Origin of the sequence: Cryobacterium luteum (assembly GCF_900110125.1) — a bacterium.
Lineage (GTDB): Bacteria > Actinomycetota > Actinomycetes > Actinomycetales > Microbacteriaceae > Cryobacterium > Cryobacterium luteum.
In genome coordinates this window covers 1-25,667 of record NZ_FOCN01000003.1, presented here as the reverse complement: position 1 = coordinate 25,667, position 25,667 = coordinate 1, and the positions used below count along the sequence as shown (strand labels likewise).

Here is a 25,667-nt window from a genome sequence, read left to right as displayed (position 1 = left end):
CTACCAGCCGCGAGTGGAGAGGAGGTGCGGCGCCGGAATATCGGACACGTTGATGCCGACCATGGCCTCGCCGAGGCCTCGGGAGACTTCAGCGATGACCTTGGCGTCATCGTAGAATGTGACGGCCTTCACGATGGCTGCCGCGCGCTGCTCCGGGTTGCCCGACTTGAAGATTCCGGAGCCGACGAACACGCCGTCAGCACCGAGCTGCATCATCATGGCAGCGTCGGCCGGGGTGGCCACGCCGCCTGCGGTGAACAGCACAACGGGCAGCTTGCCGGTCGAGGCGATTTCGGCGACGAGCTCGTACGGAGCCTGCAGCTCCTTCGCGGCGACGTACAGTTCGTCGCGGCTCATCGAGGTGAGGCGCTTGATCTCACCGTTGATGGTGCGGATGTGCTTGGTGGCTTCGGAGACGTCGCCGGTGCCGGCCTCACCCTTCGAACGGATCATGGCTGCGCCCTCGTTGATGCGGCGAAGCGCCTCACCGAGGTTGGTCGCGCCACAGACGAAGGGAATGGTGAAGTTCCACTTGTCGATGTGGTTCTTGTAGTCGGCCGGGCTGAGCACTTCGGACTCGTCGATGTAGTCGACGCCGAGCACCTCAAGAATCTGCGCCTCGACGAAATGGCCGATGCGGGCCTTCGCCATGACTGGAATGTTGACCTCGGCGATGATGCTGTCGATCAGGTCGGGGTCGCTCATGCGGGCCACGCCGCCCTGTGAGCGGATGTCGGCGGGAACGCGTTCGAGGGCCATGACGGCGACAGCGCCGGCGTCTTCAGCGATTCGAGCCTGGGCAGCGGTGACGACGTCCATGATGACGCCGCCCTTGAGCATTTCGGCGAGTCCGCGCTTGACGCGGCTCGAGCCGAACTGCTCGGCGGAGTTTGATTCAGTCATAACTACGATCCTATTCCTTGCACGGTGGTGGTCTGGTCGGGGGCTGGGGGTCGGGGGCGCTGTGGTCGGAACGGGAACGGGCCGAGGCATACCAGCGGGCGCCCGACGGTGACAGGAGAGCTAGAGTGACGTCGCGGCGGGCCAGCCGTCGGCGATTTCACGGCGAACGTCGCCGAGCAGGCGCGGAATGGCCTTGGTGCCGGCGATGATGGGAAAAAAGTTGGAGTCCAGAGCCCAGCGGGGCACGATGTGCTGGTGCAGGTGCTCGGCGATGCCGGCTCCGGCGATGCGCCCCTGGTTCATGCCGAGGTTGAATCCGTCACACTTCGACACCTGGGTGAGCACCCGCATGGCGATCTGGGTGAGTTCACCGATCTCGGCGACCTCCTCCGGCGTGGCCTGATCATAGGTGGCGACGTGCCGGTACGGGCAGACCAACAGGTGACCGCTGTTGTAGGGAAAAAGGTTGAGCAGCACGTAGGCGTGGGTGCCGCGCGCCACGATCAGTGCCTTCTCATTGCCCAGCCCCGGTGCGATGCAGAACGGGCAGTCGTCGGGGTGCGGCTGCTGACCATCCTGGATGTAGACCATCCGGTGCGGCGTCCAAAGCCGCTGGAAGGCATCCGGCACCGCCGCGAAGTCGGCAGACGTCTCCCCCGCACCCGCGTCAGCGGACTCGGAACCGCGCAGACGGTCGGCGGGAATGCCCGGCACGCTACGCCTGCACTTCGGCGGCGACCGGGGTGGTCACGACCTGGGCGCGATTCTCGATCGATTCCACGATGAGACGCACAGCCTCGGCAACCGGCACGCCGTTTTGCTGCGTGCCGTCGCGGTAGCGGAAGCTCACCGCGCCGTTGGCCTGGTCGTCTTCGCCCACGATGAGCTGGTAGGGCACCTTGGCCTTGGTGTGGGTGCGGATCTTCTTCTGCATGCGATCGTCGGAGTGGTCGACCTCGGCGCGCACGCCGGCCTTCTTCAGGGTCGCGATCACGTCGTCGAGGTAGGGGCCGTACTGCTCGGACACCGGGATGCCGACGACCTGAACCGGCGCCAGCCACACCGGGAAGGCCCCGGCGTAGTGCTCGGTGAGCACGGCGAAGAAGCGCTCGATCGAGCCGAACAGGGCACGGTGGATCATTACCGGTCGCTGGCGGCTGCCGTCGTTCGCGGTGTACTCCAGGTCGAACCGTTCGGGCAGGTTGAAGTCGAGCTGAATGGTCGACATCTGCCAGGTGCGACCGATGGCGTCGCGAGCCTGAACCGAGATTTTGGGGCCGTAGAAGGCTGCCCCGCCCGGGTCGGCGACCAGATCGAGACCGGAGCCTTCCGCGACCTCGCGCAGGGTCTCCGTGGCCTCCTCCCAGGCGTCGTCGCTGCCGACGAACTTCTTCGGGTCTCTGGTGGACAGCTCGAGGTAGTAGTCCTCGAGTCCGTAGTCGGCGAGGAGCTGCAGCACGAAGTTGAGGGTGCTGGTGAGCTCCTCTTTCATGCCTTCCTTGGTCGTGTAGATGTGGGCGTCGTCCTGGGTCATGCCGCGCACACGGGTGAGCCCGTTGAGCACACCGGACTTCTCGTAGCGGTAGACCGACCCGAATTCGAACAGACGCATCGGCAGCTCACGGTAGCTGCGACCGCTGGACTTGAAGATGAGGTTGTGGAACGGGCAGTTCATCGGCTTGAGGTAGTAGTCGACGCCCTGACGGGTGACATGGCCGGTCTCGTCGCGTTCCTCGTCAAGGTGCATCGGGGGGAACATACCCTCGCGGTACCAGTCGAGGTGGCCGGAGGTTTCGAACAGGGTCGACTTGGTGATGTGCGGCGAGTAGACGAAGTCGTAGCCGGCCTCGGAGTGGCGTTTGCGCGAGTAGTTCTCCATCTCCTGCCGAATGATGCCGCCCTTGGGGTGGAACACGGCCAGGCCGGAACCGATCTCTTCCGGAAAGCTGAACAGGTCCAGTTCGGCGCCGAGTTTGCGGTGGTCGCGCTTGGCGGCCTCTTCCTGACGGGTCTGGTAGGCGCGAAGTTCATCCTTGGTCGGCCAGGCCGTGCCGTAGATGCGCTGCAGCTGGGGGTTCTTCTCGGAACCGCGCCAGTACGCGGCGGCCAGCCGGGTGAGCGAGTAGCCGTTGCCGATCATGCGGGTGTTGGGCAGGTGCGGGCCGCGGCAGAGGTCCTTCCAGACCGTCTCCCCCGTCTTCGGGTCGACGTTGTCATAGATGGTGAGTTCAGCGCCGCCGACCTCGACCGATTCTTCGTCGGCGGTCGGGCTGTTGTTGCCGGCAGCATCGCCGCCCTCACCGGGTCCGCCCTTGATGCCGATGAGTTCGAGCTTGTAGGGTTCGGCGGCCAGTTCGGCGCGGGCCTCGTCGTGGGTGACGACGCGGCGCACGAACCGCTGGCCCTGGCGGATGATGCGGTCCATCGCCTTTTCGAGCGATTTGATATCGTCCGGCGTGAACGGTTCGGCCACGTCGAAGTCGTAGTAGAAGCCATCCGTGACGAAGGGGCCGATACCGAGGCGGGCGGCCGGGTTCACGGTCTGCACGGCCTGGGCGAGCACGTGGGTGGCGGAGTGGCGCAGAATGTTGAGGCCGTCGGGAGAATTTATGCTGACCGGTTCGACGGTATCCGTCGGCAACACGGTGGCCGCCAGATCTTTCAACTCACCGTTGACGCGCATTGCGACAACGGATCGATCGGTGAAAAGCGCAAAGCCGTCAGCCACGTGTATAACTCCCTATTGATTGCCTACCCGTCAACTTTAGCGGCGTGCGCGGCGTAGTTCGTCGGCGGGCAGAGCGCTGGCACAGTTCTCCACGCACCGTTGCGATTTTGGGTACAAAAAAGCCCCAGCGAACCGGGGCTTTTGTTGTGAACGGAACATACTCTGTGGGCGATACTGGGATCGAACCAGTGACCTCTTCCGTGTCAGGGAAGCGCGCTACCGCTGCGCCAATCGCCCAAGATTCTGGGAAGTACGTATTCTTCAGGACGTGCTCAAAGAACGGAGGTGGATACGGGATTCGAACCCGTGTTAACGGCTTTGCAGGCCGCTGCCTCGCCTCTCGGCCAATCCACCATGTGGGTTCACACCATATGGGTTCATACCAAACGAATTGGAACCGGCCCGAAGGCCGATTCCAGTTCATTTGAGCGGATGACGAGATTCGAACTCGCGACCCTCACCTTGGCAAGGTGATGCGCTACCACTGCGCCACATCCGCAACTGTCCGCATTTCTGCGTACTCAGAGACTCTAGCTGAATAGCAAGACGGAAACCAAACCGAGCCGTTTACGGCGTGTTGCGCCATGTAGTGCTGGCGGGTTTGCGACGCAGCGGCGCGGCTCCCGCGCCACGCTAAATTGGCTTCGACCGCGTCCGAAACGACGGCTTGGCTGGTCCCAAGGTTGGACGCGCCACACCCGGTGCGCCGTCGATGTGCGGCAACGCATCAGTCTGGGCTAGTATCAAAAGTCGCAAGCCAACGTTTGGTTGCGGTGCAGTAATTCATTTGGGCGATTGGCGCAGCTGGTAGCGCGCTTCCTTCACACGGAAGAGGTCGTGGGTTCAAGTCCCGCATCGCCCACAAAAAACCCCCGGTCAGTGCGTTTGGCAACCAGAACTCGTCCGATCGGTATAGGCGTTCGGCACAGGGCTACGATGGGCCAATGGTGATGCCGATACTGGCCACAAAGCTCTTCGTACCACCGCTGCGCTCCCACGTCATTTCCCGCCCGCGTCTCGTCGACCAACTGGAAGCGGGGGTCCGCGCGGGACGAAAACTGACTGTCGTCTCCGCACCAGCGGGATTTGGCAAGACCACACTTCTGGGCGAGTGGATCGCGCAGAGTCGTCGACTCGACCCGAAGGTCCGCGTCGCTTGGCTGTCGCTGGAACAAAGCGACAACGACCCGGTTCGATTTCTCAACTATCTTGTGGCCGCTGTCCACGGTGCAGATCCAGATGTCGGTGCAGATCCAGATGTCGGTGCAGATCCAGATGTCGGCCAGGTGGATGACCACGGCCAACTGTCTCCAGAGGCGACCCTCACGTCACTCATCAACAACGTTTCCCGCAGCCCAAACCGCATGATCCTGTTCCTGGACGATTTCCAGCTCATCGAGGACGCATCAGTGCGCGACGCGGTCGCGTTCCTCCTCGACCATCTGCCGTCCACGATCCACTTGGCAATAGCCAGCCGCTCCGATCCGCTTCTGCCCCTGGCTCGATTGCGAGCCGACGGACACCTCACGGAATTGCGCGCCGCCCACCTGCGCTTCACTTCCGACGAAGCCGCCGCGTTTCTCGATCAGATGACCGGTCTGTCGCTCACCCGTGAGAACGTCGCTGCGCTGGAGATGCGCACGGAGGGCTGGATCGTTGGGCTTCAACTCGCCGCGCTGTCCATGCGTGGCAGCACAGATATCCCCGCCTTCATCGACGCTTTCACCGGCAGCAACCGGTTCGTCATCGACTACCTCATTGAGGAGGTGCTCCATCGGGCGCCGCTTCACGTGCGTGAGTTTCTCTGCCAGACGGCGATTCTCGACCGGCTCTGCGGCTCCCTGTGCGACGCCGTGACCGGACGCTCGGACAGCGCCGAGATTCTGGAATCACTCGAGCGAGCGAACCTGTTCATAGTTCCCCTGGATGACCGACGCCAGTGGTACCGCTACCACCATCTCTTCGCTGACGTCTTGCGCTCGAGGCTCCTCGTGCACGGGCCCGACCACGTCCGACCGCTTCATGGCCGTGCCAGTGCATGGTACGAACTCAATAACTCGCCCGATGAAGCCGTTCGACATGCGTTCGAAGCATCCGACTTCACGCGGGCCGCACGCGTGATCGAGGCGACCATCCCGATCGTCCGGAAGAGCAGACAGGATGCGACCCTCCTCGGATGGCTCGCGACGCTGCCGGATGACGCCAAGAAGCGCAGACCGGTGCTGCGAGTGTTTTCCGCATGGTCCTCCCTCGTCGCTGGCGATATCCCCTCCGTGGATCGCCAGCTAACCGAAGCAGAACAGCTCCTGGCGGGAGGCGAAGCTGGCGATGGGTCCGCACACGATTCGGAACCGGGTGAGGAACTTCAAGCCCTCCCTGTCACGATCGAGCTGTACCGTGCTTCCCTCGCCCTGGCGATGGGAAACCAGGCCGGGATCGTTCACCATGCCCAGCGCGCCTTAGACGCCGCACGGCCCGAGGATCACTTGGGGCGGGGCGCAGCGGCCGGTTTGTGGGGCCTCGCGGCATGGGCCAACGGCGACCTCGAGGCCGGCGTTAAGGCTTTCGGGGATTCCGCGAACAGCCTCCGCCTCGCCGGCAACCTGACCGACGCGCTGAGCACCACAATGGTCATCGCAGACATGCTGATCCCGCTCGGTCGGCTTCGGGAAGCTCAGGGAATCTATAATGATGCGTTGCAGCAAGCCATCCAGCGCGGCAATGGCGGCCAGCCGACGGCAGACCTGCACGCTGGCTTCAGCGACGTCCTTCGAGAGCGCAACGATCTCATGCTCGCCAAGGAGCACCTGACAGCAAGCACCGCACTGGGCGACGGTGCCCTCTCGCACGAGCATCGATACCGATGGTTCGTGGCGATGGCGAGAGTGCACGAAGCCGACGGTGAACCCGACCTCGCTATCGACTCGCTCACGCAGGCGCAACACCACTACCGCCGCGGATTCTTCCCCGACGTCCGCCCGATCGACGGTATGAAGGCTCGCATTCGGATCACGCAGGGGCGCCTTTTCGAGGCACGCACGTGGGTGGTGGAGCAGGGGCTGACGCCCACGGATACACCAGACTATCTCCGCGAGTTTGGCCACATCACGCTCGCTCGACTGTTGATCGCGGAGTACAGCGTTGACGCCCTGAGCAACTCCATCGACGCCGCGCACGCTGTGCTCGGCCGGCTGATCATTGCTGCGGAAGCGGGCGGTCGGAGAGGCAGCGTGTGCGAAATCCTGGTGCTGCAGGCCCTCGCATTCCTCGCGCAGGGCAAGACATCCCGCGCGCTCGTCCCCCTGGAACGCGCCCTCGCCCTGGCAGAGCCCGAGGGCTATTTCCGCCTGTTCGTCGACGAGCGCGCGCCCATGCTCACGCTCCTGCGCACCGCAGCGGGCGCGGGCATCCGCCCAGACTTCGTTCGTCGGCTCAGCCAGGCTCTTCGCGCGACCGAGGGCGTTATGGCCTCTGGGCAGCCGATCGACACGCTGAGCGAGCGCGAACTGCACGTCCTGAGACTCCTCGCGACGGAACTTTCCGGTCCGCAGATCGCCCGCGAGCTCTACGTCTCTCTGAACACGATGCGCACCCATACGAAACATATCTTCCTCAAACTCAACGTGAGCAGCCGTGCTGCCGCCGTTCGCTCTGCCGAATCGCAGGGTTTGATCTAGCGCCGCCAGTCCCACAATCACCACGCGATCCGCCAATGTGGTGATTACGCGTCACCACATCGTTTCGTAGCTTTTCGGATATGGCCGGGCAATCGCCCGGCCAACCTGGAGCACGAGGAGCACGCCATGAACATCACGACATCCACCCTCACCCGCGGGACCGCGGTTGCTGCCGCTCTCGCAGGCCTTGCCTATATCGTCATCCAGTTCATCCACCCCGCCGACGTCGTCGCATCGCTGTCCACACAACAGTGGGTGGTCGTCCACATCCTGAGTTTCGTCGAGGCGGTGCTCGCTGTCGTCGGTGTCACCGGCATCTACCTCAGGCAGGTGCGGCAGTTTGGGATCCTCGGCCTCATCGGATACCTGATGTTCGGCTTCTTCTTCATTCTGCAGTCTGCCTTCAACTTCGCGGAAGCCTTCATCGCACCCCTGTTCGTGGTCGACGCTCCCCAGACCTCCACGGACTTCGTCGGGCTATTCGGCCGCTACGCGCCTGTGACCGACCTCGGACCGCTCACGGCACTTCCTCAGGTCGGAGCCGTCTTGTACGTGGTTGGCGCGATTCTCTTCGGCATCGCCATCATCAGAGCCCGCATGCTGTCGCGCGGGGCTGGCATCCTGCTCATCGCCGCCGCGGCCGTAACGCCGATCGCTGGGGCACTGCTTCCGCACACTCTCGAGCGGATGGCCGCCATCCCCATGGGCCTCGCCCTCGTCTGGTTCGGCTACTCGCTCTGGTACGATCTGCGCGCAAACGCCACGGCCCTGCAGGCGCACACCGACGAGGCCGGCCTCGACCGCGCGTCGAGATGAGGCGGTACGAAATTCGCCTCGCTGGGCAGCTTGATTCGAGGTGGAGCGCCTGGTTCCCCATGGCTCACGCCTACGGGGCTCATCCTTCTCAGCCTTATCCCCGTGCTCGCGGGCGCGGCGCGGCTTGGCGAGGTGACCGGTGGGGCCGCACTGACAAGCCACAACGCGCGATTCATTGACTCCCCCTTCCCCGTGGTAATCCACATTATCAGCGTCACCATCTTCAGCCTTCTCGGTGCGTTCCAGTTTGTGCCTGCTCTGCGTCGCCGCAGGAATCGATGGCACCGCGTGGCGGGCCGCATCCTCATCCCCGCCGGGCTGCTGACGGCCCTGTCCGGGATGTGGATGGCGGTTTTCTACCCACACCCCCTCGGCGATGGCGTCGTACTGACGGTCCTCCGCCTGTTCTTCGGCTCCGCGATGGCCGCGAGTATCCTGCTCGGCATCCGCGCGCTCATGCGGCGCAAGTTCGTTGCGCACGGCGACTGGATGACGCGGGCCTTCGCGATCGGCATGGGCGCCGGCACCCAGGCGATCGTCCTTCTCCCCGGCTCGATCATCTTCGGATCCACCGACGAGCTTTCGCGTACAACACTCATGGGTGCCGCCTGGGTCATTAATGTCGTGGTGGCCGAGACGGTCATCCGGCACAGAGCGCGGCGACTCCCCTCCCCAAACCTGACAAGGATGGCAACATGACTGCGGGCGGTTCAGTACACGTGCCCTGCAACGACTCCTGCGCGACCCACCGGGCGGTCGCTGCTGGCTCTCGTCGCCCGTGGCCGCACCCCACCCGACTGATCGAGCCACAGACATACAGTGGACCTCACATAGTGTGGGACACATGGACGTGCTTCTCGATATCTGGCAACGCATGACAACACCGCACGCCGCTTTGCAGCCCCCTACGACCTGGCTGACCGTGGCTGGGGCCGCCCTGATCGTGCTCTTTCCGCCGGTGTGGCGCGTGGCCCGACACGCCATCACGATTGTGCACGAAGGCGGCCACGGCGTCGTCGCGGTGCTCTGCGGACGTCGACTCGGCGGCATCCGCTTGCATTCGGACACCTCGGGACTCACCGTGAGCCGCGGTCGTCCCAGTGGGCCTGGCATGATCTTCACCCTGCTCGCCGGCTACCCGGCCCCAGCCCTGCTCGGGCTCGGCGCCGCCTGGCTGCTCAGCCGAGGGTACGACGTGGGACTGCTCTGGGCGTTGCTGGCCGCACTGGCCCTGCTGCTCGTGCAGATTCGCAACTGGTTCGGGCTCTGGTCGGTGGCCGTGACCGCCGCGGTGGTGTTTGGAGTGTCCTGGTTCGGGTCAGCTCAGGTGCAGGGCGTGTTCGCCCTGCTGGTGACGGCTTTTCTGCTGTTCGGTGCGCTCCGCACGTCTTTCGAGCTGGCGCAGTCCCGCTCACGGCGGGCCGGATCCTCCTCGGATGCGGACCAGTTGGCCCGGTTGACGCACATTCCCGGCACTGTCTGGGTGGGCGTCTTCATTGCCCTGCAGCTGGGCTGCATTGCGCTGAGCGCACAACTGCTCGGATTCGGCCTCGTCTGAGTCGTGCATGCAGGCAACCGTGGCAGGCTTGAATACATGACAAAAATTGCGATCATCGGCGGGCACGGAAAAGTTGCCCTCCACCTGGCCCGCTTACTCACCGCTGACGGCCACGACGTGAGTTCACTCATCCGCAACCCGGCACACGCAGACGACGTCGCGGCTACCGGTGCGACGCCGATGCTGGCGGATATCGAGAACCTGTCCACCGACGAGCTTGCGACCATACTGACCGGGCAGGACGCCCTGGTCTGGTCGGCCGGTGCCGGCGGAGGAAGCGCGGAGCGCACCTACGCGGTGGATCGGGATGCGGCCATCCGCTCAATGAATGCCGCGGCTCAGGCCGGGATCTACCGTTATGTGATGGTGTCCTACCTGGGCTCACGCGCCGACCACGGTGCCTCCCCCGACGATGGCATGTTCGCGTATTACGAAGCCAAGGCCGCCGCCGACGACTATCTGCGCGCGACCTCGCTCAACTGGACCATTCTCGGACCGAGCACGCTGACCCTGAACCCGGCGACCGGCACCATCAACGTGGGCAGCGACCTGCCCCGCGCTGATACGTCACGCGAGAACGTGGCGCGAGTCGCTGCTGCCGTGCTCGCCAACGAGAACACCGCGGGCCGCTTCATTGAGTTCACCGACGGTGACGTCCCCATCGATGAGGCCGTCGCCGCCGTGCGCTGAACCGGTCGACCGGGCTAAAACCCGAAGTCACCGCCGCCGAAATCGCCGCCGAAGTCACCGGCGACATCACCACCGGAGTCCCCGCCGGCGTCGCTTCCGGCGTCAGCGTTCGTTTCGGTGTTCGCTTCGTTACCGGCATCGGTGCCTCCGCCATCCATCGGCATGAAGGCGCTGACCAGCGCGGAACCGATGACGAAGCCGGCGACCGTGCCGAGCAGGGAACTGCCCATCATGCCGCCGAAACCCATGCCGTTTTGGTTGCCGAACGACCGGGTGAGCGTTCCCGGCTGGCGCAGTTCGGCCCGGGTCGCGGCCTGGGCGAGCGTGGCTGGCGCGGCATCCGCTGGTCGTTCGCTCGGCGGGACGTTCTCGGTGAGCTGGCGAAAGAGAATGTCCCGCTGTTCATCGGTCAGTTTTGAAAAGGCCTCGGTGTGCACCTGCTCGATGGTTTCGGGCGGGGCCGTGCGCAGGAGGTACTGGTAGCGCTCGACCGCGACCTCATCCTCGCTGCGCGCGGGGGCGCTGCCGGTACGATTGGCTGCGGGCCCGGTCGGTGACTGTTCCTTGCGACCGAGCAGAAAGTCTAAGAATCCCATGATGCTGTGCTCCTTCGTGTGGATTGATGGTTGCCCCGATGTGTGCGAAACAGTCACGGCGTCGGTCGCCGTCAGTGGCCGCGGCCGAACCAGGTGGTGACGCCGGGCGAGTACAGCACGGAATCGGGAGAGCGATCGGCCAGGCCGACAAAGCCCGCGGCCGCCAGCAACGTGTCGTCGAGGCGCTCAAGGTCGGCGCGGAAAATCGGCCACGGCTCGTGGTGGTTGCGCAGATGCACGGTGCGCCCGCGGATGCTCGTGAACAGTGCCCAGCGGGCGGTCAGAAAATCTGCCAAGGGGTCGTTGCTCACGGTGCCGGTCCCGGGGCGAGCGACGATGTCGGTGTGCAGGTTGCGATCGCGGTGGCGGGTCGAGGTGTACCGGTACCGGCCCGAATCGATGTGGAGCCGAGTGCGGGACCACTTGTAGGGCAGCGAGAACAGAGCATGCGCGGCCAGTACAGCGGCGAGCCGACCGGCCTCGAGCGAGACGAACACCACGCCGCGGCGGCCTTGGGCATCGACCGCATAGAGACGCACGTTCACCTCGACGAAGGTTCCGAAGTAGGGAATGGGCGGGCTGCCAAGGACGGTCGCGCGATCCAGCACGAAGGGGATCAGGCCGACCCAGCTCGACCCGTCGTATTCGTCGGGGATCAGGCCTTTCGGCAGGAGCGGCGCGACGAGCGCGGCATCCACTCGCCAGTGCAGGAAGACCAGGTGCGACCAGCGCTGGCTGGCCACGGCCCGCCCGGCCAGAAGCGGTGCGATCGCCGAAATGGGATATGCCTCAGCGTTCGTCACGCACGTCCTCCTGCAAAATTCTCACCGATTTGCTTCAACGGTAGTCGCTGCGGAGGGGTCCGCGCCTGTTGATCGCCCGGGAATGCGGGCCGCCAGACCGGTGCCCCCAGCAATCGCGGAGGCGGGCTGTGTAAGCATGACGTAGACGAAATCGTTGTGACACGACCACGAAAAATGACCAGACGAGGAGAAGGATGCCGGGCTCAACCGTTCTCGACCTTGTGCTGATCCTGATGCTGGTGGTGGCTCTCGTCAATGGGTACCGCAGCGGGCTGCTGCGAAGTCTCACCGGCATTGTCGGCGCCGTGATCGGTGGAATCGCCGCTTTCTTCGTCGTACCGCTCGTGGGCGGCTGGATTCCCGCCCCGGAATGGCGCACCCCCGGCACCATCGCCGTCGCTATCCTGCTCGTACTCATCGGCCACTCGCTCGGCGCTTCGGTCGGCGGACTGGTCGGAAGTCGTAAGAAGCGTTCACCGCTCGGAACCATCAACCGCGTGCTCGGAGCCGCTTTTGCAGCCGTGGCATCGGCCCTCGTCGCGTCGATGGTGGCGTTCAGTATCGGAGCCCTCGGTATTCCGTTCCTCTCCCCCGCCATCGCGTCCTCCACCGTTGTGTCCGGCATTGACTCGTTGACGCCCGACCCGGTGAAGGCGTTCATGGCCCAGCTGCGGTCCGTAGCCGTGACGCAGGGTCTGCCGCGCATCGTCGATGCTTTCACCGGCCCCACCCCCCAGGCCGCCGAGGCCGACACCAGCAGCCCGGCCTTGGCCCTGGCCGCACAGTCGGTCGTGCGGATCACCGGCACGGCCTACGCCTGTGGGCAGAGCCAGTCCGGCAGTGGATTCGTCGTCTCGGCTGAACACGTCATCACCAACGCGCACGTGGTCGCCGGCGTCGGCCAGCCCGTTGTGGAAACACCGGCCGGCGTTGCCCTCGCCGGGGAGATCGTGTACTTCGACCCGGTTGACGACCTCGCCATCATTTCGGTGCCCGGCCTCGACACCGCGCCGCTGACCGTGGGAGAGAACCTTGCTGCCGGCAGCGGCGCAGTCGCCGACGGGTATCCCTTCGGCGGGCCGTACGTCTCCGACCCGGCCCAGGTCATCGCGCTCGGCACCATCAACGTCGCCGATATCTACGGCCAGGACCCGACGCCTCGTCAGGTTTACACCCTCGCCTCCGACGTAGAGCAGGGCGAGTCGGGCGGACCGTTGCTGAGCGAATCCGGCCTCGTGGTCGGCGTGATCTTCGCCAAGGCGAGCAACACCGAGAACGTCGGCTATGCCCTCGCCCTCGCCGAGGTTGAGCCGGTCATCAGTCAGGCTTCCGGTTTGTCGGCCCCGGTCTCTTCCGGCACCTGCGTTCGCGGCTGAGCCGCGAGCATCCGCCTGCCGCCGGCTGGACGGCATCCACTCTCCGCCGGCTGGTCCGGTGTCCGGTTGACATCCCGGCAGGCCCAGCACCGGCAGGAGCACGGAGAGGGCGGTACGGGAAGCGGGTGGGCCCGCTTTCCGTACCGCCCTGCGCTCGCCGAGATGGTGAGCGTTAGAACCTAGACGCGCTCGAGGGCGTAGCCCTCTTCGCCGTGCACGCTGGTGTCGATTCCGGCCAGTTCGTCTTCGTTCTTGATGCGAAAGCCGATGGACTTCTCGATCGCGAGGCCGAGTACATAGGCGACGACGAAGGAGTAGGCGAGAACCGCGAAGGCTGCGATCGCCTGAACGGCGAGCTGGCCGAGGTCGCCGCCGGTAAACAGGCCGGTGCCGATCGCGAAGAAGCCGAGGTAGAGCGTGCCGATGATGCCACCGACGAGGTGGATGCCCACGACGTCGAGCGAGTCGTCGAAGCCGAGCTTGAACTTGAGTTCAACGGCCATGGCGCAGACGGCACCGGCGACGGCGCCGAGCAGGAGTGCCCAGCCCGGCTCGAGATTGGCGCAGGCCGGCGTGATGGCGACGAGGCCGGCAACCGCACCGGACGCAGCGCCGACCGAGGTGGCCTTGCCGTCCTTGAACTTCTCGACGAGCATCCAGGCGAGGATGGCCGCTGCCGTGGCGCCGAGGGTGTTGACGACGATGATGCCGACGTTGGCGAGGCCGTTGAGCCACTCAGCTCCGGCGTTGAAGCCGAACCAGCCGAACCAGAGGATGGAGGCACCGATGAGCACGAGCGGCACGTTGTGCGGCTTGGTGATGCCCTTCTGGAACCCGACGCGCTTGCCCAGTACCAGGGCGAGCGCGAGAGCTGCGGCGCCGGCGTTGATGTGCACCGCTGTGCCACCGGCGTAGTCGATCACGGCGATGCCTTCGAGGCCGAGCGTCTCGCCCAGGTTCATGATCCAACCGCCGCCCCAGACCCATGCAGCGACCGGGAAGTAGACGAGGGTCGCCCAGACACCGGCGAAGATCATCCAGGAGCCGAACTTGGCCCGGTCGGCGACCGCGCCGCTGATCAGGGCGACGGTGATGATCGCGAACGTCGCACCGTAGGTGGCGCCGAGCAGATCGATGCTGCCGGTCTCTCCCATCGCGAGCTGACCCAGACCGAAGTCGGAGAACGGGTTGCCGGCGAAGTCAGTGGCGCTGCCCACTGCGCTCATGTTGAAGCCATACAGAATCCACAGGACGCTGATCAGCCCCAGTGCGCCGAAGCTCATCATCATCATGCTGATGACGCTCTTGGCCTTGACCAGTCCGCCGTAAAAGAAGGCGACACCCGGTGTCATGAACAACACCAGTGCGGTGGCTGTCAGCCCCCATGCAATGCTTCCGGTATCCATAGATTGTCCTCACGCGTCTCGAATGTGCAGGGTGTAGCGCGAGGTGAGTCACCTCGGATACGAGTCAAGTATCTGAGGTGACTGTTACAACAAACCTTCCGAGGTGTTTCGTGCGGGTTACGAGCTTTGGCGAATTGTTAACGCCACGTTTCACGGCTAATCCGTGTGCGGCGGCAACTCCCCCGTAGTGAGGGCAACCATGCGCGACTGGGAACGCTGGTACTTCTTGCGATACCCGCCAGCCATCATCTCGTCATCGAAGACCTCATTGAGCGGGCGCCCACTGGCCACGATCGGAATCTCGGCGTCGTACACCCGGTCGATGAAGGCCACCAGCCGCAGGGCATCCGACTGGTCCGTCAGCAGGAAGACGCCGCGCAAGGCGATGACCTCGACGTCGCGAATGACCTTGATGTATTTCGACGGGTGCACGGTACCCAGATGACGGATCAAGGAACCGAAGTCATCCTCGGTGACCTTCGAACCACGCCCGAGCAGGGTATTGACGAGGTGCTCCCGTGCCTCGGGCTCCACCGCCACGGCTTGGCCGGTGACATTGCGGCGGCGGTAGTCGAGGCCGTCGATGCGCAGGGTCTCGAAGTTGGCACTCATGGCCGAGATCTCGCGCAGAAAGTCCTGCGCGGCGAAGCGGCCCTCGCCGAGCGAGTTCGGCGGGGTGTTCGACGTGGCGGCGACGCGGGTGCCGGTGGCGACGAGTTCGCCGAGCAGCCTGGTCATCACCATGGTATCGCCGGGATCGTCGAGCTCGAACTCGTCGATGCAGATGAGCTTGGCGCTGCGCAGCTCCTTGATGGTCTCCTGATAGCCGAGGGCCCCCACCAGAGCGGTGTACTCGATGAAGGTACCGAAATATTTCGGACCGGTCGCGGCGTGCCAGAGGGCGGCAAGCAGGTGTGTCTTACCGACACCGAATCCACCGTCGAGGTAGATGCCGGGCAGGTCGTCCTTGGCCTGCCGACGGCGGGAGAAAAAGCCGGCGGGGCGAGGGTTCACGAACTCCTGAAGCTTTTCAACGGCCGCGATCTGGGACGGGTAGTCATGATCGGGCCGGTAGTTCTCGAACGAGGCGTGTTCGAACTGGGGAGGCGGAACCAGCTCGGCCACGATTTCCCGCCCGGTGATGGTCGGGGTTCGGTCTGCCAGTTGCGGAACCGTGTGCTGTGCTTTCTGGTGCGCCTCTGGTGCCATGCTGAAATGCCCGTTCCTCTGGATCTAGCTGCGAATGCGCCGTGCTGTGCACGTGCGCGGTGTGCCGGCACCGCGTAGGTTTAAACGGTGGGCCCGATAAGCCTAATCCGCGGTCAACCCGAATCCGTGTGCATCGCGGTCCACCTGGAGGTTACATGTCTGCCCCGATCGACCCGACCGAGAAATTTGCCGCCTACGCCCACCCCGCCAGGCTCGTCTCCACCGACTGGCTGGCTGAGCACCGCAGCGACGCCGGACTGGTCGTAGTCGAATCCGACGAAGACGTGCTGCTCTACGAAGTGGGACACATCCCCGGCTCGGTGAAGATTGATTGGCACACCGACCTCAACGACAAGGTGAATCGCGATTACATCGACGGCGCGGCCTTCGCCGCGCTGATGAGCGCGAAGGGCATCGCCCGCGACAGCACGGTCGTCATCTACGGTGACAAGAGCAACTGGTGGGCCGCTTACGCCCTCTGGGTGTTCACGCTGTTCGGCCACGAGGATGTTCGCCTGCTCGACGGCGGACGCACGAAGTGGCTCGCCGAAAACCGCGAGATCACAACGGATGCCTCCCCCGCGGCCACCACGGACTACCCGGTGATCGCGCGCAACGACCTGCCGATCCGTGCCTTCAAGAACGACGTTCTCGCCCACTTCGGCAATCCGCTCATCGATGTGCGTTCCGACGAGGAATACAGCGGCGCTCGCACGACGATGCCGGCGTACCCCGAAGAAGGTGCCCTGCGCGGCGGCCACATTCCCTCTGCCGCTTCGGTACCGTGGGCCCGCGCTGCAGCAGCCGACTCCACCTTTCGCACCCGCGCCGAACTGGACGCCATCTACCGCGAGGAAGCCGGCCTGACCGCCGGTGACGATGTGATCGCCTACTGCCGCATCGGCGAACGATCAAGCCACACCTGGTTCGTGCTGACACACCTGCTCGGGTTCGAGAAGGTGCGCAACTACGACGGATCCTGGACCGAGTGGGGCAATGCCGTCGCCGTGCCGATCGCCGTCGGCACCGAACCCGGCGCGGTGCCGCGCTGATGAGCGCACTTCCGGCCAAGCTCGCGGAGATCCAAGAGGACTTTTTGGCCCTCGAGCAGAAGGATCGCCTGCTGCTTTTGCTCGAGTTCGCCAACGAGCTGCCGGAACTCCCGCAGAAGTTTCAGGACCACCCCGATCTGCTCGAGCGTGTCGTCGAGTGCCAGTCGCCGGTGTTCATCTTCGTTGAACTGGATGCTGCCGACACGTTCCACCTGCACGCGACAGCTCCGCGCGAGTCGCCGACCACCCGCGGGTTCGCGTCGATCCTGGCCCAGGGCCTCGATGGGCTGACCGCCGAGCAGGTGCTCAAGGTTCCCGATGACTTTCCGCAGTCGATCGGACTGACTGAGGCGGTCTCCCCCCTGCGTCTGCGCGGGATGACCGCCATGCTCGGCCGGGCCAAACGTCAGCTGCGCGAGCGGCTGGCCTAAACCTCGGGCAGTCGGGCGAGCCAGGCCGTGATCTCGGCGTTCCACCGCGCTGGGTCAAAGTTCCAGAGTTTGGTGTGCCTGGCATCGCTGAAAGCGACAAAGGTCACGATGTCGGACCGCCGGCCGGCGAGTCGGCGCGAACCGGCGGCCGGCACGAAACCGTCATCGTCGCTGTGCAGTAGCAGAACCGGGCGGTGCAGGTCACGGGCTCGAGCGACGAAGTCGAGCCGACCGAAATCGATAGGTGCGGCCTGGCCGGTGAAGCTCGCACCCCAGCGAGACCCCATCAGCAGCACGGCGCAGCGCGCGATCGTCCGCGGAAGCCTCCGGTCGACCGCCTGCGCCGCGACCACGTCGGCCCAGTCGATGACCGGAGATTCCAGCACGATCCCGGCGATCAAACCGGCCGATGGGCTGCGGGTGAGTGTCTGCAGCGCCACGGCGCCGCCCATCGACCAGCCCATCAGAATGATGCTCCTGGCCCCGTGCGCGGCGGCAAAGTCGATCGCGGCGGCCACGTCCGGCCATTCGGTATCGCCGAGGCCGTATCGTCCATCCGGGCTGGCCGGGGCGTCGCCATCGTTTCGATAGGAGACGAGCAACGAGGTGTAGCCGGCCGCACGGAACACCGGAACCGCCCGCAACGCCTCTTCGCGGCGCACCGCCCGGCCGTGCACCTGGATGACCCAGCGGGTCGACGGGGGTGCGGCATCCGCTGGTATGAGCCAAGCGGGGGCGGGACCGATGGGCGTTGGCACGGTGACGTCGCTCCACTCGAACCCAAGATCGGCGGGCCCGGTGTACAGCCAGCCGCTGAACCGGCCACGACGGGCGGCGGCCAGGTCGCCGTAGTCCAGCTTGAGGATGCGCCGAGTGACGGTGTGCGTGGTGCGCGCGGTGATCTCGCCGACCCGAACGTGCCCGGTGCCCGCACTGAAGAAAAAGCTGTATTCGCCCGGAAGGACGGAGTCGCGATGGCGCTGCAGGGTGACGGTACCGCCCGACCGGTCGACCGCGACCACGCGCGTGTCGTCCTCACGCCTGGCCGGAGGGGTGACGATCGTCTTCGCCATCACCGCCGAGAGAACCCCGGCCGCCGCGACGAGCGCCACGGCGGAGCCGACGGCGACGATGCCGCCGACGCCCAGAATCGTGCGCAGAACACCCGGCTGACGCCCGTTTGGGGGCTGTGGTTCGTGCATGTGCACCTCCGACTGATCGGCGTGCCTCACGGACAACACCCAGAAAAAACTCTAGTCTGCAGACGTGCCCGAAACCGATCGATCGCTCCCCGCGGAGTTTGCCGCGGCTTTGGCCGCGATTCGCCGCGCCAGGAGTCGGGCCGAATTAGTCGTCACCGAGATCGCCGCACCCGCCCAGCTCGCGCCGTATTCGATCGCCCTGGCCGCCAACATCAAGCCGGTGCGGCACGGCGGCGACTCGGACCTGGGAACGGGCCGGTTCATTCTGCTCTACGATCCCGAGGAGCCGGAGGCGTGGAACGGCGCCTTCCGCGTGGTGTGTTTCGCGCAGGCTCCGCTCGAGGTGGAGATCGGGCTGGACCCGTTTCTGGCGGAGGTCACCTGGGCGTGGCTTGTCGATGCGCTGGACTCCCGCAAGGCCACGTACACGGCGGCCTCCGGAACGGCGACTAAAATAATCTCGTCAGGCTTTGGCGAACTCGCCAAACAGGGGGATGGCGCGCAGATTGAGCTGCGCGCGTCGTGGACACCCCTGGATCACAATCTCACCGCCCACGTCGAGGGCTGGGGCGAGCTGCTCTGCATGCTCGCCGGCCTCCCTCCCGCTGGGGAAGGAGTCAGCATGTTGTCAGCACGCCGAGCAGCCCGTGGCTGAATCGCAACCCACCCCACCCACCCTCGTTCATCACCAGGTCATCGACACCCGCGAGGCCTACCTCGCTGCAACGGCCGCCCTGGCCGCCGGCACCGGGCCGGTCGGGGTCGACGCGGAACGGGCATCCGGTTTCACGTACTCGCAACGCGCGTATCTGATCCAGATCTATCGCCGCGGCGCCGGTACCTTTCTGTTCGACCCGCCACCCATCGGCGACTTCAGTGAGTTGAACCACGCCCTCGCCGACGCTGAGTGGATTTTGCACGCCGCGAGCCAGGACCTCGCCTGCCTGCGCGAGGTCGGACTTGACCCGGCCCGCATCTTCGACACCGAGCTCGCCGCCCGACTGCTGGGCATTCCGCGGGTCGGGCTCGGCACCGTGGTGGAGGAACTGCTCGGAATCCACCTCGCCAAGGAGCACTCGGCCGCGAACTGGTCGACCCGGCCGCTGCCCGAATCCTGGCTGGTCTACGCCGCCCTCGACGTTGAACTGCTGCCCGACCTGCGCGACCGCATAGTCGACCTGCTCGTCGAGTCCGACAAGACCGACATCGCTGATCAGGAGTTCGCCGCGACCCTGGCCAAGGAAGCCAAAGCCGCCCGCGTGGACCCGTGGCGGCGGCTGTCGGGCATCCACTCGTTGCACGGCCAGCGCAATCTGGCCGTCGCCCGCGAACTGTGGCTGGCCCGCGACGAATTCGCTCGTGACGTCGACGTCTCCCCCGGGCGCCTCGTTCCCGACGCCTCTCTGCTCGCCGCTGCCCGCGTACTGCCGGCGACCCGCCAGGCGCTCAGCGATCTGCGGGAATTCAACGGACGGGCGAGCCGGAACGAGCTTGATCGCTGGTGGAATGCGATTCAGCGCGGCCGCGCCACCGCCGACCTGCCCGCGCTCAAGGCCAGCAACGACACCCTGCCGCCGCCGCGTGCCTGGGCCGACCGCAATCCGGAAGCCGATGTGAGGTACAAAGCGTCTCGAGCTGCGCTGCAGACCGTCTCGGACGAACTCGAGATCCCCCTGGAGAATCTGCTCACCCCTGATTACCTGCGCCGGGTGGCGTGGACTCCGCCGGAGCCGGCGGATGCAGCATCCGTTGGGGAGGCACTCGCCAATTTAGGGGCACGCCGCTGGCAAGTTGACGCCACTGCACAATTAATAGCGGATGCTTTTGTAGAGGTTCTACAAATGGCCGATCCTGTCGCGGATCCGGAGTCGTAGAAACCGGCAAACGATTCGGGCGGCTATTTTGGTCGCCCTAGGATCGGATCAGAACTAACAGATCGATTCGGATCTGATCCAACACGTACTGGAGGCATTGTGGCCGAGAGAGCAGAAGTCGTTTTTGTGGACGGGGTTCGAACCCCGTTCGGACGCGCCGGCGAAAAAGGCATGTACTGGAACACCCGAGCCGATGACCTCGTGGTCAAGGCGATCATCGGGCTGATGGAACGTAACCCGGGCGTGCCGCCGGAACGCATCGACGATGTCGCGATTGCCGCCACAACCCAGACCGGGGACCAGGGCTTGACGCTCGGTCGCACGGCGGCGCTACTGGCCGGTCTGCCCAAGTCGGTGCCCGGGTTTGCGATCGACCGCATGTGCGCCGGGGCGATGACCGCCGTCACCATGATGGGGTCCTCGATCGGTTTCGGTGCGTACGACCTGGCTATCGCCGGCGGCGTCGAGCACATGGGACGCCACCCGATGGGCTTCGGCGCCGACCCGAACCCGCGGTTCCTGTCCGAGAAGCTCGTGAGCGAAGACGCGCTCAACATGGGCGCCACGGCCGAACGTATTCACGACCGGTTTCCGTCGTACACGAAGGAACGCTCCGACCGATTCGCGCTGCGCAGCCAGCAGAAGGTCGCTGCAGCCTACTCGGCGGGCAACATCCAGCCCGACCTGATTCCCGTTGCCACGCGCAGCGAATCCGGCTGGGGCCTGGCCACCCGTGATGAAGCACCTCGCCCGGAAACCACCATGGAGGGCCTCGCTACGCTGCGCACCCCCTTCCGTTCGCACGGCCGCGTCACGGCCGGCAACGCCTCCGGCCTCAACGACGGCGCGTCCGCGTGCCTGCTGGCCAGCGCCGCCACGGCCAAGGAACTCGGCCTCGGCGTGAAGATGACCATGACGAACTTCGCGTTCGCCGGCGTCGAACCGGAGGTCATGGGCCTCGGCCCGGTCCCCTCCACGGAGAAAGCCCTGCGCAAGGCCGGTCTGTCGATCACCGACATCGGCCTGTTCGAGCTCAACGAGGCTTTCGCCGTGCAGGTCATCTCCTTTCTCGACCACTTCGGCATCGATGATGAAGACCCCCGCGTCAACGAATACGGCGGCGCTATCGCGCTGGGGCATCCGCTCGCCTCATCGGGTGTTCGTCTGATGAATCAGCTTGCCCACCAGTTCGAGTCGCACCCCGAGGTGCGCTACGGCCTCACCGCGATGTGCATCGGCCTCGGCCAGGGCGGCACCGTGATCTGGGAAAACCCGCACTTCAACAAGAAGGCAGCCAAGCGATGACCGACTACAGTTCCCTGGACTTCTCCTCGCTCGTCGCCATCTCGGCGGACGAGGTTGTCACGCATTCCTTCGTGCGCGACGTACCGCTGAGTGCGGGCCGAACCCTGGCCCTGGTCACCCTCGACAACGGGCGTGACCACACCCGGCCGAACACCCTCGGCCCCGTCACCCTGCTGGAATTCGCCGCCACCCTGGACGAACTGACCGCGCGGGCCGGGCGCGGCGAGATCCACGGGGTCGCCATCACCGGCAAACCGTTCATCCTCGCCGCCGGTGCGGATCTCAGCAAGGTCGCCGAGATCCCCTCCCTCGAGGCTGGAAAACTGCTCAGCCAGCTCGGCCACCACGCGCTCGGCAAGCTCGACACGCTCGGGGTGCCGTCGTTCGTCTTCATCAACGGGCTCGCGCTCGGTGGCGGCCTGGAGATCGGCCTGAATGCCAACTACCGCACCATCGACGCGGCCGTGCCCGCGATCGCCCTGCCCGAAGTGTTCCTCGGTCTGATTCCGGGCTGGGGCGGCGCCTATCTGCTGCCCAACCTGATCGGCATCGAAAACGCCCTCAAGGTCATCATTGAAAACCCACTCAAGAACAACCGCACCCTCAGCGGAGCGGATGCCCTCGACCTCGGCATCGCGGACGTTATGTTTACCTCGGCGCGGTTCCTCGAAGACTCCATCAATTGGGCCGACGGTGTCATTGCGGGCACGACAAAGGTGTCCCGCCCGAACGCGCCCGGCAAGATCGAGCGTCTCGTCAAGTGGGACGTCGCCGTCGGTATTGCCCGCAAGATGCTCGTGAACCGCATCGGCGAGGTCGCGAAGTCACCCTACGTGGCACTCGACCTGCTGCAGGCAGCCAAGAGCGGCACCCGAGCCGAGGGGTTCCAGCGCGAGGATGAGGCGCTGGCCGGCCTCATTGCCGGCGACCAGCTGCAGGCGAGCATCTATGCCTTCAACCTCGTGCAGAAGCGAGCCAAACGGCCGGCGGGAGCGCCCGACAAGAAGCTCGCCCGCCCGATCACCAAGGTCGGCGTGATCGGCGCGGGTCTCATGGCCAGCCAGTTCGCGCTGCTGTTCGTGCGACGCCTCAAGGTACCGGTGGTCATCACCGACCTCGACCAGGCCCGCGTCGACAAGGGCGTCGCCTATATCCACGACGAGATCGCAACGCTGCAGAGCAAGAATCGGATCTCCGCCGACGAAGCCAACCGGCTGCGCGTCCTGGTCACCGGCACCACCGACAAGTCGTTGTTCTCCGACGCCGACTGGGTGATCGAAGCCGTCTTCGAAGAGCTCGGCGTGAAGCAGTCCGTGTTCGCTGAAATCGAGAAGTTCGTGTCGCCGGAAGCGATTCTGGCCACGAACACGTCGTCGCTCTCGGTCGAGCAGATCGGGTCGAAGCTGGCGCATCCGGAACGCCTGGTCGGGTTTCATTTCTTCAACCCGGTCGCGGTCATGCCGCTCATCGAGGTGGTCAACACCCCGCAAACGGACGAGGTCACCCTCGCGACGGCGATGGTCATCGCCGGCAAGCTGCGGAAGAACGCGGTGATCACCCGAGACACTTCCGGCTTCGTGGTCAACCGGATCCTGGCCAAGTTGCTCGGCGAAGCCATGCATGCCGTTGATACCGGAACACCGTTCGAGGTGGTGGAAGCCGCTGTGGCGCCCTTCGGGCTGCCGATGACCCCGTTCGAACTGCTCGAGCTGGTCGGCCTCACCGTGGGGGCTCACGTGCTCGACACGCACCACGCTGCGTTCCCCGACCGGTTCTTCGAGAGCGACAATCTGCACAAGCTCGCCGAACATGGCAAGATTCTTGAGCGCGACGGCAAGGGTCGCCGCACCGGTTTCGATAAGGGCGCGCTGACGATCGTCGCCGGCGGCCGTGAGCCCATGACGGCCGAGCAGATTCTGCAGCGGGTCGAAGACGGCCTGGCCGACGAGATCAAGCGGATGCTCGACGATGACGTTGTGCACGCGGCCGAGGACATCGACCTGTGTATGATCCTCGGCGCCGGGTGGCCGTTCCAGATGGGCGGGATCACCCCCTACCTTGACCGGGTCGGTGCGAGCGAACGGGTGTTCGGCGGTACGTTCCACACCCCGCCGATCCGCGGCGTCGGTGCTGCGGTCGGGGCGGCATCCGCTCGCAACTAGCGAGAACCCGGCCCGGTCTGCGGACCGGGCCCGCCTTCGCAAAAGCGGGCCCAGGATTGAGAGCCTGTTGATTTATGGCTGGAGGTTTTCGGCAGTCAGCAGTGAATTTCGAGGCGGATGCCCGTCGGGTGGTGGTTGAGCAGGCGCGGTGACCGCGTCGAAGGCCGTTTTCGGCGTTCGACGGGGGTGTTGGGGCAGCGTGCGGTGGTCCCGCGGGCCGTTCTAACTCGTGGCGGGAGCTGCGGTGAGGCCGGCGGTGAAGAGTTTCATCAGGTTGGTCGTTAGTGCGGCGAAGTGGACTTCGGCTTGGGCTGCAGCGTGGCCACGGCACGCGAATTGGCGGAGTCCGCGCCGGTCTTTGAGGAAAGCGTTGACCGGTTCGACGAGGACGCCGCGGCGATTGTAGATCTTCTGATTGCCGGGCAGGGCGAGCTTGGTGACCATGGTGTTCACGGCATGCGAGCGGGCTTCGCCCGACTTGGCGTTAATGGTCCCCGCCCAGGCGCCGTCCTTCATCTTTCCGCGGCCCGGAGCGAGGAGCCGGTCGAACCCGGGAGCGTCAACGTTCTCGTTGGAGAGATATCCGTTGTCGGCCACGACCAGTCCAACGTCCAGATCGGTGCGGGATGTTTCCTGCTGGCAGCGCCGCAGGTTGGTTTCCAGGTTGGCCATCATGGGGATGAGTTGGCCTTGATCGTTGGGGGCGGTGACGACGTCAACGGCGATGATGAGTTGGTCGTCGGCGGTGGCCAGTTGGGCGTTATAGCTTTGAACAAACCCGTCGCGGGCGTGCATCAGACGCGAGTCCGGGTCGGTGATATTGCGGCGCAGAAGATACCGTCCGGTGGATTCCGTCTCTCCCGAAAGTTGCCGATCCGCGCGCTCTCTGGCCCGGGCCAGGTTGGCTTCGGCGAACGCGACACCATGAACGGCTTTGTGCCATCGCCCGTTGTTCTCTCTCGGTGGGTAACCGTTGGGCTTGGCGGCGAACCGCGCCCGGGACGCAGCCTGCTTTGCTTCCAGATCGCTCAACCGCTCCTGCGCGCACAGAAGCCGGGTCTGAAGCGCCTCGATCAGAGGATCATTCTCGGCCTTGACCACGGCCTCCAGCTGCGCGATCCCGTCTTGGATGCGCTCGAGCCGGCTCCCACCCGGACCCGGCGGATCCTTCTGCTTCACCGCCGCATCCGTTGTGTCCTCGGTCGCGGAATCGGTTTCCGGCTCTGGCTCGATCGCTGCGCGGATGGTGTCGAGCTCTGCCCGGATTCGAGTGGCTCGATCCGGGCCGGGCTCGAACCCGTCGGGAAGGTCATCGTCGGCCGTCGGAGTGTTCGCGGCGTCTTCGGCCGCATCTGTCGCCGCCGCCTGATCCAGAATCGTCTTCGCCAGGTCGCGCAACTTCTTCAACGACCGGTTCTGGTCCTTCGACGCGTTGGCTTTGATCTTCGTGCCATCGATGGCGATGACCCCGAATTTGCCCAGCCCGCGGCTGACACACAACACGAGGACCTGCGCGAACAGACCCGCCATCGCGCCGCGGTTGCGTTGCCGAAACCGGGCCAAAACGGTGTGGTCAGGCACGTCCTGCCCGCACAACACCCGAAACGCGACGTCCTCGATGCAGGCCCGCTCAATCTGCCGCGACGACGAGATCCCGCGGGCCGACGCGTAAATCCACACCGCCAACAACAGGTCGGGGTTATACCCCCCACGGCCCGTGCCGCCGAGTTTGGTCTTGTCGTGCAAAGCGCTCGTGTCGAGCTGCTTCACGACATCGATCAGGAACCACGCGAGGTGATTCGTCGGCAACCAATCACGCATATCCGGCGGTATCAGAAACGATTGATCACGATCCACCGGACGATAATTCAGGGCCATA

The 25,667-nt window shown here is 65.2% G+C and carries 21 protein-coding genes and 4 tRNA genes; 13 read left to right on the top strand and 12 right to left on the bottom strand.

Annotation, left to right across the window (positions count from 1 at the left end; all coding sequences use genetic code 11):
- The 6 genes from pdxS to BMW72_RS04385 all read right to left on the bottom strand — a co-directional run bounded on the left by pdxS (nucleotide 1) and on the right by BMW72_RS04385 (nucleotide 4,130).
- Nucleotides 1-903 (bottom strand): pyridoxal 5'-phosphate synthase lyase subunit PdxS, encoded by a 903-nt coding sequence (gene pdxS / locus BMW72_RS04410; RefSeq protein ID WP_092107697.1) that lies wholly within the window; start codon nucleotides 901-903, stop codon nucleotides 1-3.
- 120 nt (nucleotides 904-1,023) lie between these two features.
- The gene (locus BMW72_RS04405) at nucleotides 1,024-1,593 is read right to left on the bottom strand and encodes an HIT family protein (RefSeq protein ID WP_092108139.1); all 570 of its coding nucleotides are present in this window, start codon (nucleotides 1,591-1,593) and stop codon (nucleotides 1,024-1,026) included.
- Nucleotides 1,594-1,618: 25 nt separating this feature from the next.
- Nucleotides 1,619-3,586: a threonine--tRNA ligase gene (gene thrS, locus BMW72_RS04400; protein WP_241983851.1), complete on the bottom strand. Its 1,968-nt coding sequence runs from the start codon at nucleotides 3,584-3,586 to the stop codon at nucleotides 1,619-1,621.
- Nucleotides 3,587-3,796: 210 nt separating this feature from the next.
- Nucleotides 3,797-3,868 (bottom strand) — tRNA-Val (locus tag BMW72_RS04395).
- Nucleotides 3,869-3,914: 46 nt separating this feature from the next.
- Nucleotides 3,915-3,985 (bottom strand) — tRNA-Cys (locus tag BMW72_RS04390).
- 73 nt (nucleotides 3,986-4,058) lie between these two features.
- Nucleotides 4,059-4,130, bottom strand: a tRNA-Gly gene (locus tag BMW72_RS04385).
- A 290-nt stretch (nucleotides 4,131-4,420) separates the two neighbouring features.
- On the opposite strand from BMW72_RS04385, the gene BMW72_RS04380 reads away from it, so the two are divergent.
- The 6 genes from BMW72_RS04380 (at nucleotide 4,421) to BMW72_RS04355 (ending at nucleotide 10,372) form a co-directional block, all read left to right on the top strand.
- Nucleotides 4,421-4,493: transfer RNA gene (locus BMW72_RS04380), tRNA-Val, on the top strand.
- Between the two features lie 82 nt (nucleotides 4,494-4,575).
- Nucleotides 4,576-7,308: a winged helix-turn-helix domain-containing protein gene (locus tag BMW72_RS04375; protein ID WP_092107693.1), complete on the top strand. Its 2,733-nt coding sequence runs from the start codon at nucleotides 4,576-4,578 to the stop codon at nucleotides 7,306-7,308.
- Between the two features lie 126 nt (nucleotides 7,309-7,434).
- Nucleotides 7,435-8,124, top strand: a complete 690-nt coding sequence (locus BMW72_RS04370) for a hypothetical protein (RefSeq protein ID WP_092107691.1) — start codon at nucleotides 7,435-7,437, stop codon at nucleotides 8,122-8,124.
- A gap of 192 nt (nucleotides 8,125-8,316) precedes the next feature.
- Nucleotides 8,317-8,823: a DUF2306 domain-containing protein gene (locus BMW72_RS04365; RefSeq protein ID WP_241983839.1), complete on the top strand. Its 507-nt coding sequence runs from the start codon at nucleotides 8,317-8,319 to the stop codon at nucleotides 8,821-8,823.
- 145 nt (nucleotides 8,824-8,968) lie between these two features.
- Nucleotides 8,969-9,682, top strand: a complete 714-nt coding sequence (locus tag BMW72_RS04360; RefSeq protein ID WP_092107687.1) for a M50 family metallopeptidase — start codon at nucleotides 8,969-8,971, stop codon at nucleotides 9,680-9,682.
- A gap of 36 nt (nucleotides 9,683-9,718) precedes the next feature.
- A complete protein-coding gene (locus BMW72_RS04355; protein WP_092107684.1) occupies nucleotides 9,719-10,372 on the top strand; it encodes an SDR family oxidoreductase in 654 nt (217 codons plus the stop codon).
- Nucleotides 10,373-10,386: 14 nt separating this feature from the next.
- On the opposite strand, the gene BMW72_RS04350 is transcribed toward BMW72_RS04355, so the two are convergent.
- Both BMW72_RS04350 and BMW72_RS04345 read right to left on the bottom strand, forming a co-directional pair.
- Nucleotides 10,387-10,968, bottom strand: coding sequence for a hypothetical protein (locus tag BMW72_RS04350; protein WP_092107682.1), 582 nt, complete (start codon nucleotides 10,966-10,968; stop codon nucleotides 10,387-10,389).
- A 71-nt stretch (nucleotides 10,969-11,039) separates the two neighbouring features.
- Entirely contained in the window at nucleotides 11,040-11,771 is a 732-nt protein-coding gene (locus BMW72_RS04345) for a YqjF family protein (RefSeq protein WP_092107680.1), read from the bottom strand.
- Nucleotides 11,772-11,965: 194 nt separating this feature from the next.
- On the opposite strand from BMW72_RS04345, the gene BMW72_RS04340 reads away from it, so the two are divergent.
- Nucleotides 11,966-13,147: a MarP family serine protease gene (locus BMW72_RS04340; RefSeq protein ID WP_092107678.1), complete on the top strand. Its 1,182-nt coding sequence runs from the start codon at nucleotides 11,966-11,968 to the stop codon at nucleotides 13,145-13,147.
- A gap of 179 nt (nucleotides 13,148-13,326) precedes the next feature.
- On the opposite strand, the gene BMW72_RS04335 is transcribed toward BMW72_RS04340, so the two are convergent.
- Nucleotides 13,327-14,553: an ammonium transporter gene (locus BMW72_RS04335; protein ID WP_092107676.1), complete on the bottom strand. Its 1,227-nt coding sequence runs from the start codon at nucleotides 14,551-14,553 to the stop codon at nucleotides 13,327-13,329.
- A gap of 156 nt (nucleotides 14,554-14,709) precedes the next feature.
- Nucleotides 14,710-15,762, bottom strand: coding sequence for a cell division protein ZapE (zapE, locus tag BMW72_RS04330; protein WP_092107674.1), 1,053 nt, complete (start codon nucleotides 15,760-15,762; stop codon nucleotides 14,710-14,712).
- A 155-nt stretch (nucleotides 15,763-15,917) separates the two neighbouring features.
- Here zapE and BMW72_RS04325 point away from each other — a divergent pair, with 155 nt between their 5' ends.
- Both BMW72_RS04325 and BMW72_RS04320 read left to right on the top strand, forming a co-directional pair.
- Nucleotides 15,918-16,814 (top strand): sulfurtransferase, encoded by an 897-nt coding sequence (locus BMW72_RS04325; protein WP_092107672.1) that lies wholly within the window; start codon nucleotides 15,918-15,920, stop codon nucleotides 16,812-16,814.
- Nucleotides 16,814-17,245 (top strand): SufE family protein, encoded by a 432-nt coding sequence (locus BMW72_RS04320; protein WP_092107670.1) that lies wholly within the window; start codon nucleotides 16,814-16,816, stop codon nucleotides 17,243-17,245. The genes BMW72_RS04325 and BMW72_RS04320 overlap by 1 nt, the downstream gene beginning before the upstream one ends.
- Here the strand turns inward: BMW72_RS04320 and BMW72_RS04315 are convergent.
- Nucleotides 17,242-18,447 (bottom strand): alpha/beta hydrolase family protein, encoded by a 1,206-nt coding sequence (locus BMW72_RS04315; RefSeq protein WP_092107668.1) that lies wholly within the window; start codon nucleotides 18,445-18,447, stop codon nucleotides 17,242-17,244. The genes BMW72_RS04320 and BMW72_RS04315 overlap by 4 nt on opposite strands.
- 64 nt (nucleotides 18,448-18,511) lie before the next feature.
- Between BMW72_RS04315 and BMW72_RS04310 the strand changes: the two genes are divergently transcribed.
- The 4 genes from BMW72_RS04310 (at nucleotide 18,512) to BMW72_RS04295 (ending at nucleotide 23,788) form a co-directional block, all read left to right on the top strand.
- Nucleotides 18,512-19,102 (top strand): DUF3000 domain-containing protein, encoded by a 591-nt coding sequence (locus BMW72_RS04310; RefSeq protein WP_092107666.1) that lies wholly within the window; start codon nucleotides 18,512-18,514, stop codon nucleotides 19,100-19,102.
- Nucleotides 19,095-20,321: an HRDC domain-containing protein gene (locus tag BMW72_RS04305; RefSeq protein ID WP_092107664.1), complete on the top strand. Its 1,227-nt coding sequence runs from the start codon at nucleotides 19,095-19,097 to the stop codon at nucleotides 20,319-20,321. Before BMW72_RS04310 ends, BMW72_RS04305 begins: the two co-directional genes overlap by 8 nt.
- Before the next feature lie 99 nt (nucleotides 20,322-20,420).
- A complete protein-coding gene (locus BMW72_RS04300) occupies nucleotides 20,421-21,626 on the top strand; it encodes a thiolase family protein (protein WP_092107662.1) in 1,206 nt (401 codons plus the stop codon).
- Entirely contained in the window at nucleotides 21,623-23,788 is a 2,166-nt protein-coding gene (locus BMW72_RS04295) for a 3-hydroxyacyl-CoA dehydrogenase NAD-binding domain-containing protein (RefSeq protein ID WP_092107660.1), read from the top strand. The genes BMW72_RS04300 and BMW72_RS04295 overlap by 4 nt, the downstream gene beginning before the upstream one ends.
- Nucleotides 23,789-24,010: 222 nt before the next feature.
- On the opposite strand, the gene BMW72_RS04290 is transcribed toward BMW72_RS04295, so the two are convergent.
- The coding region (locus tag BMW72_RS04290) for a transposase (RefSeq protein WP_092107658.1) at nucleotides 24,011-25,667 on the bottom strand (1,657 nt) is incomplete at its 5' end.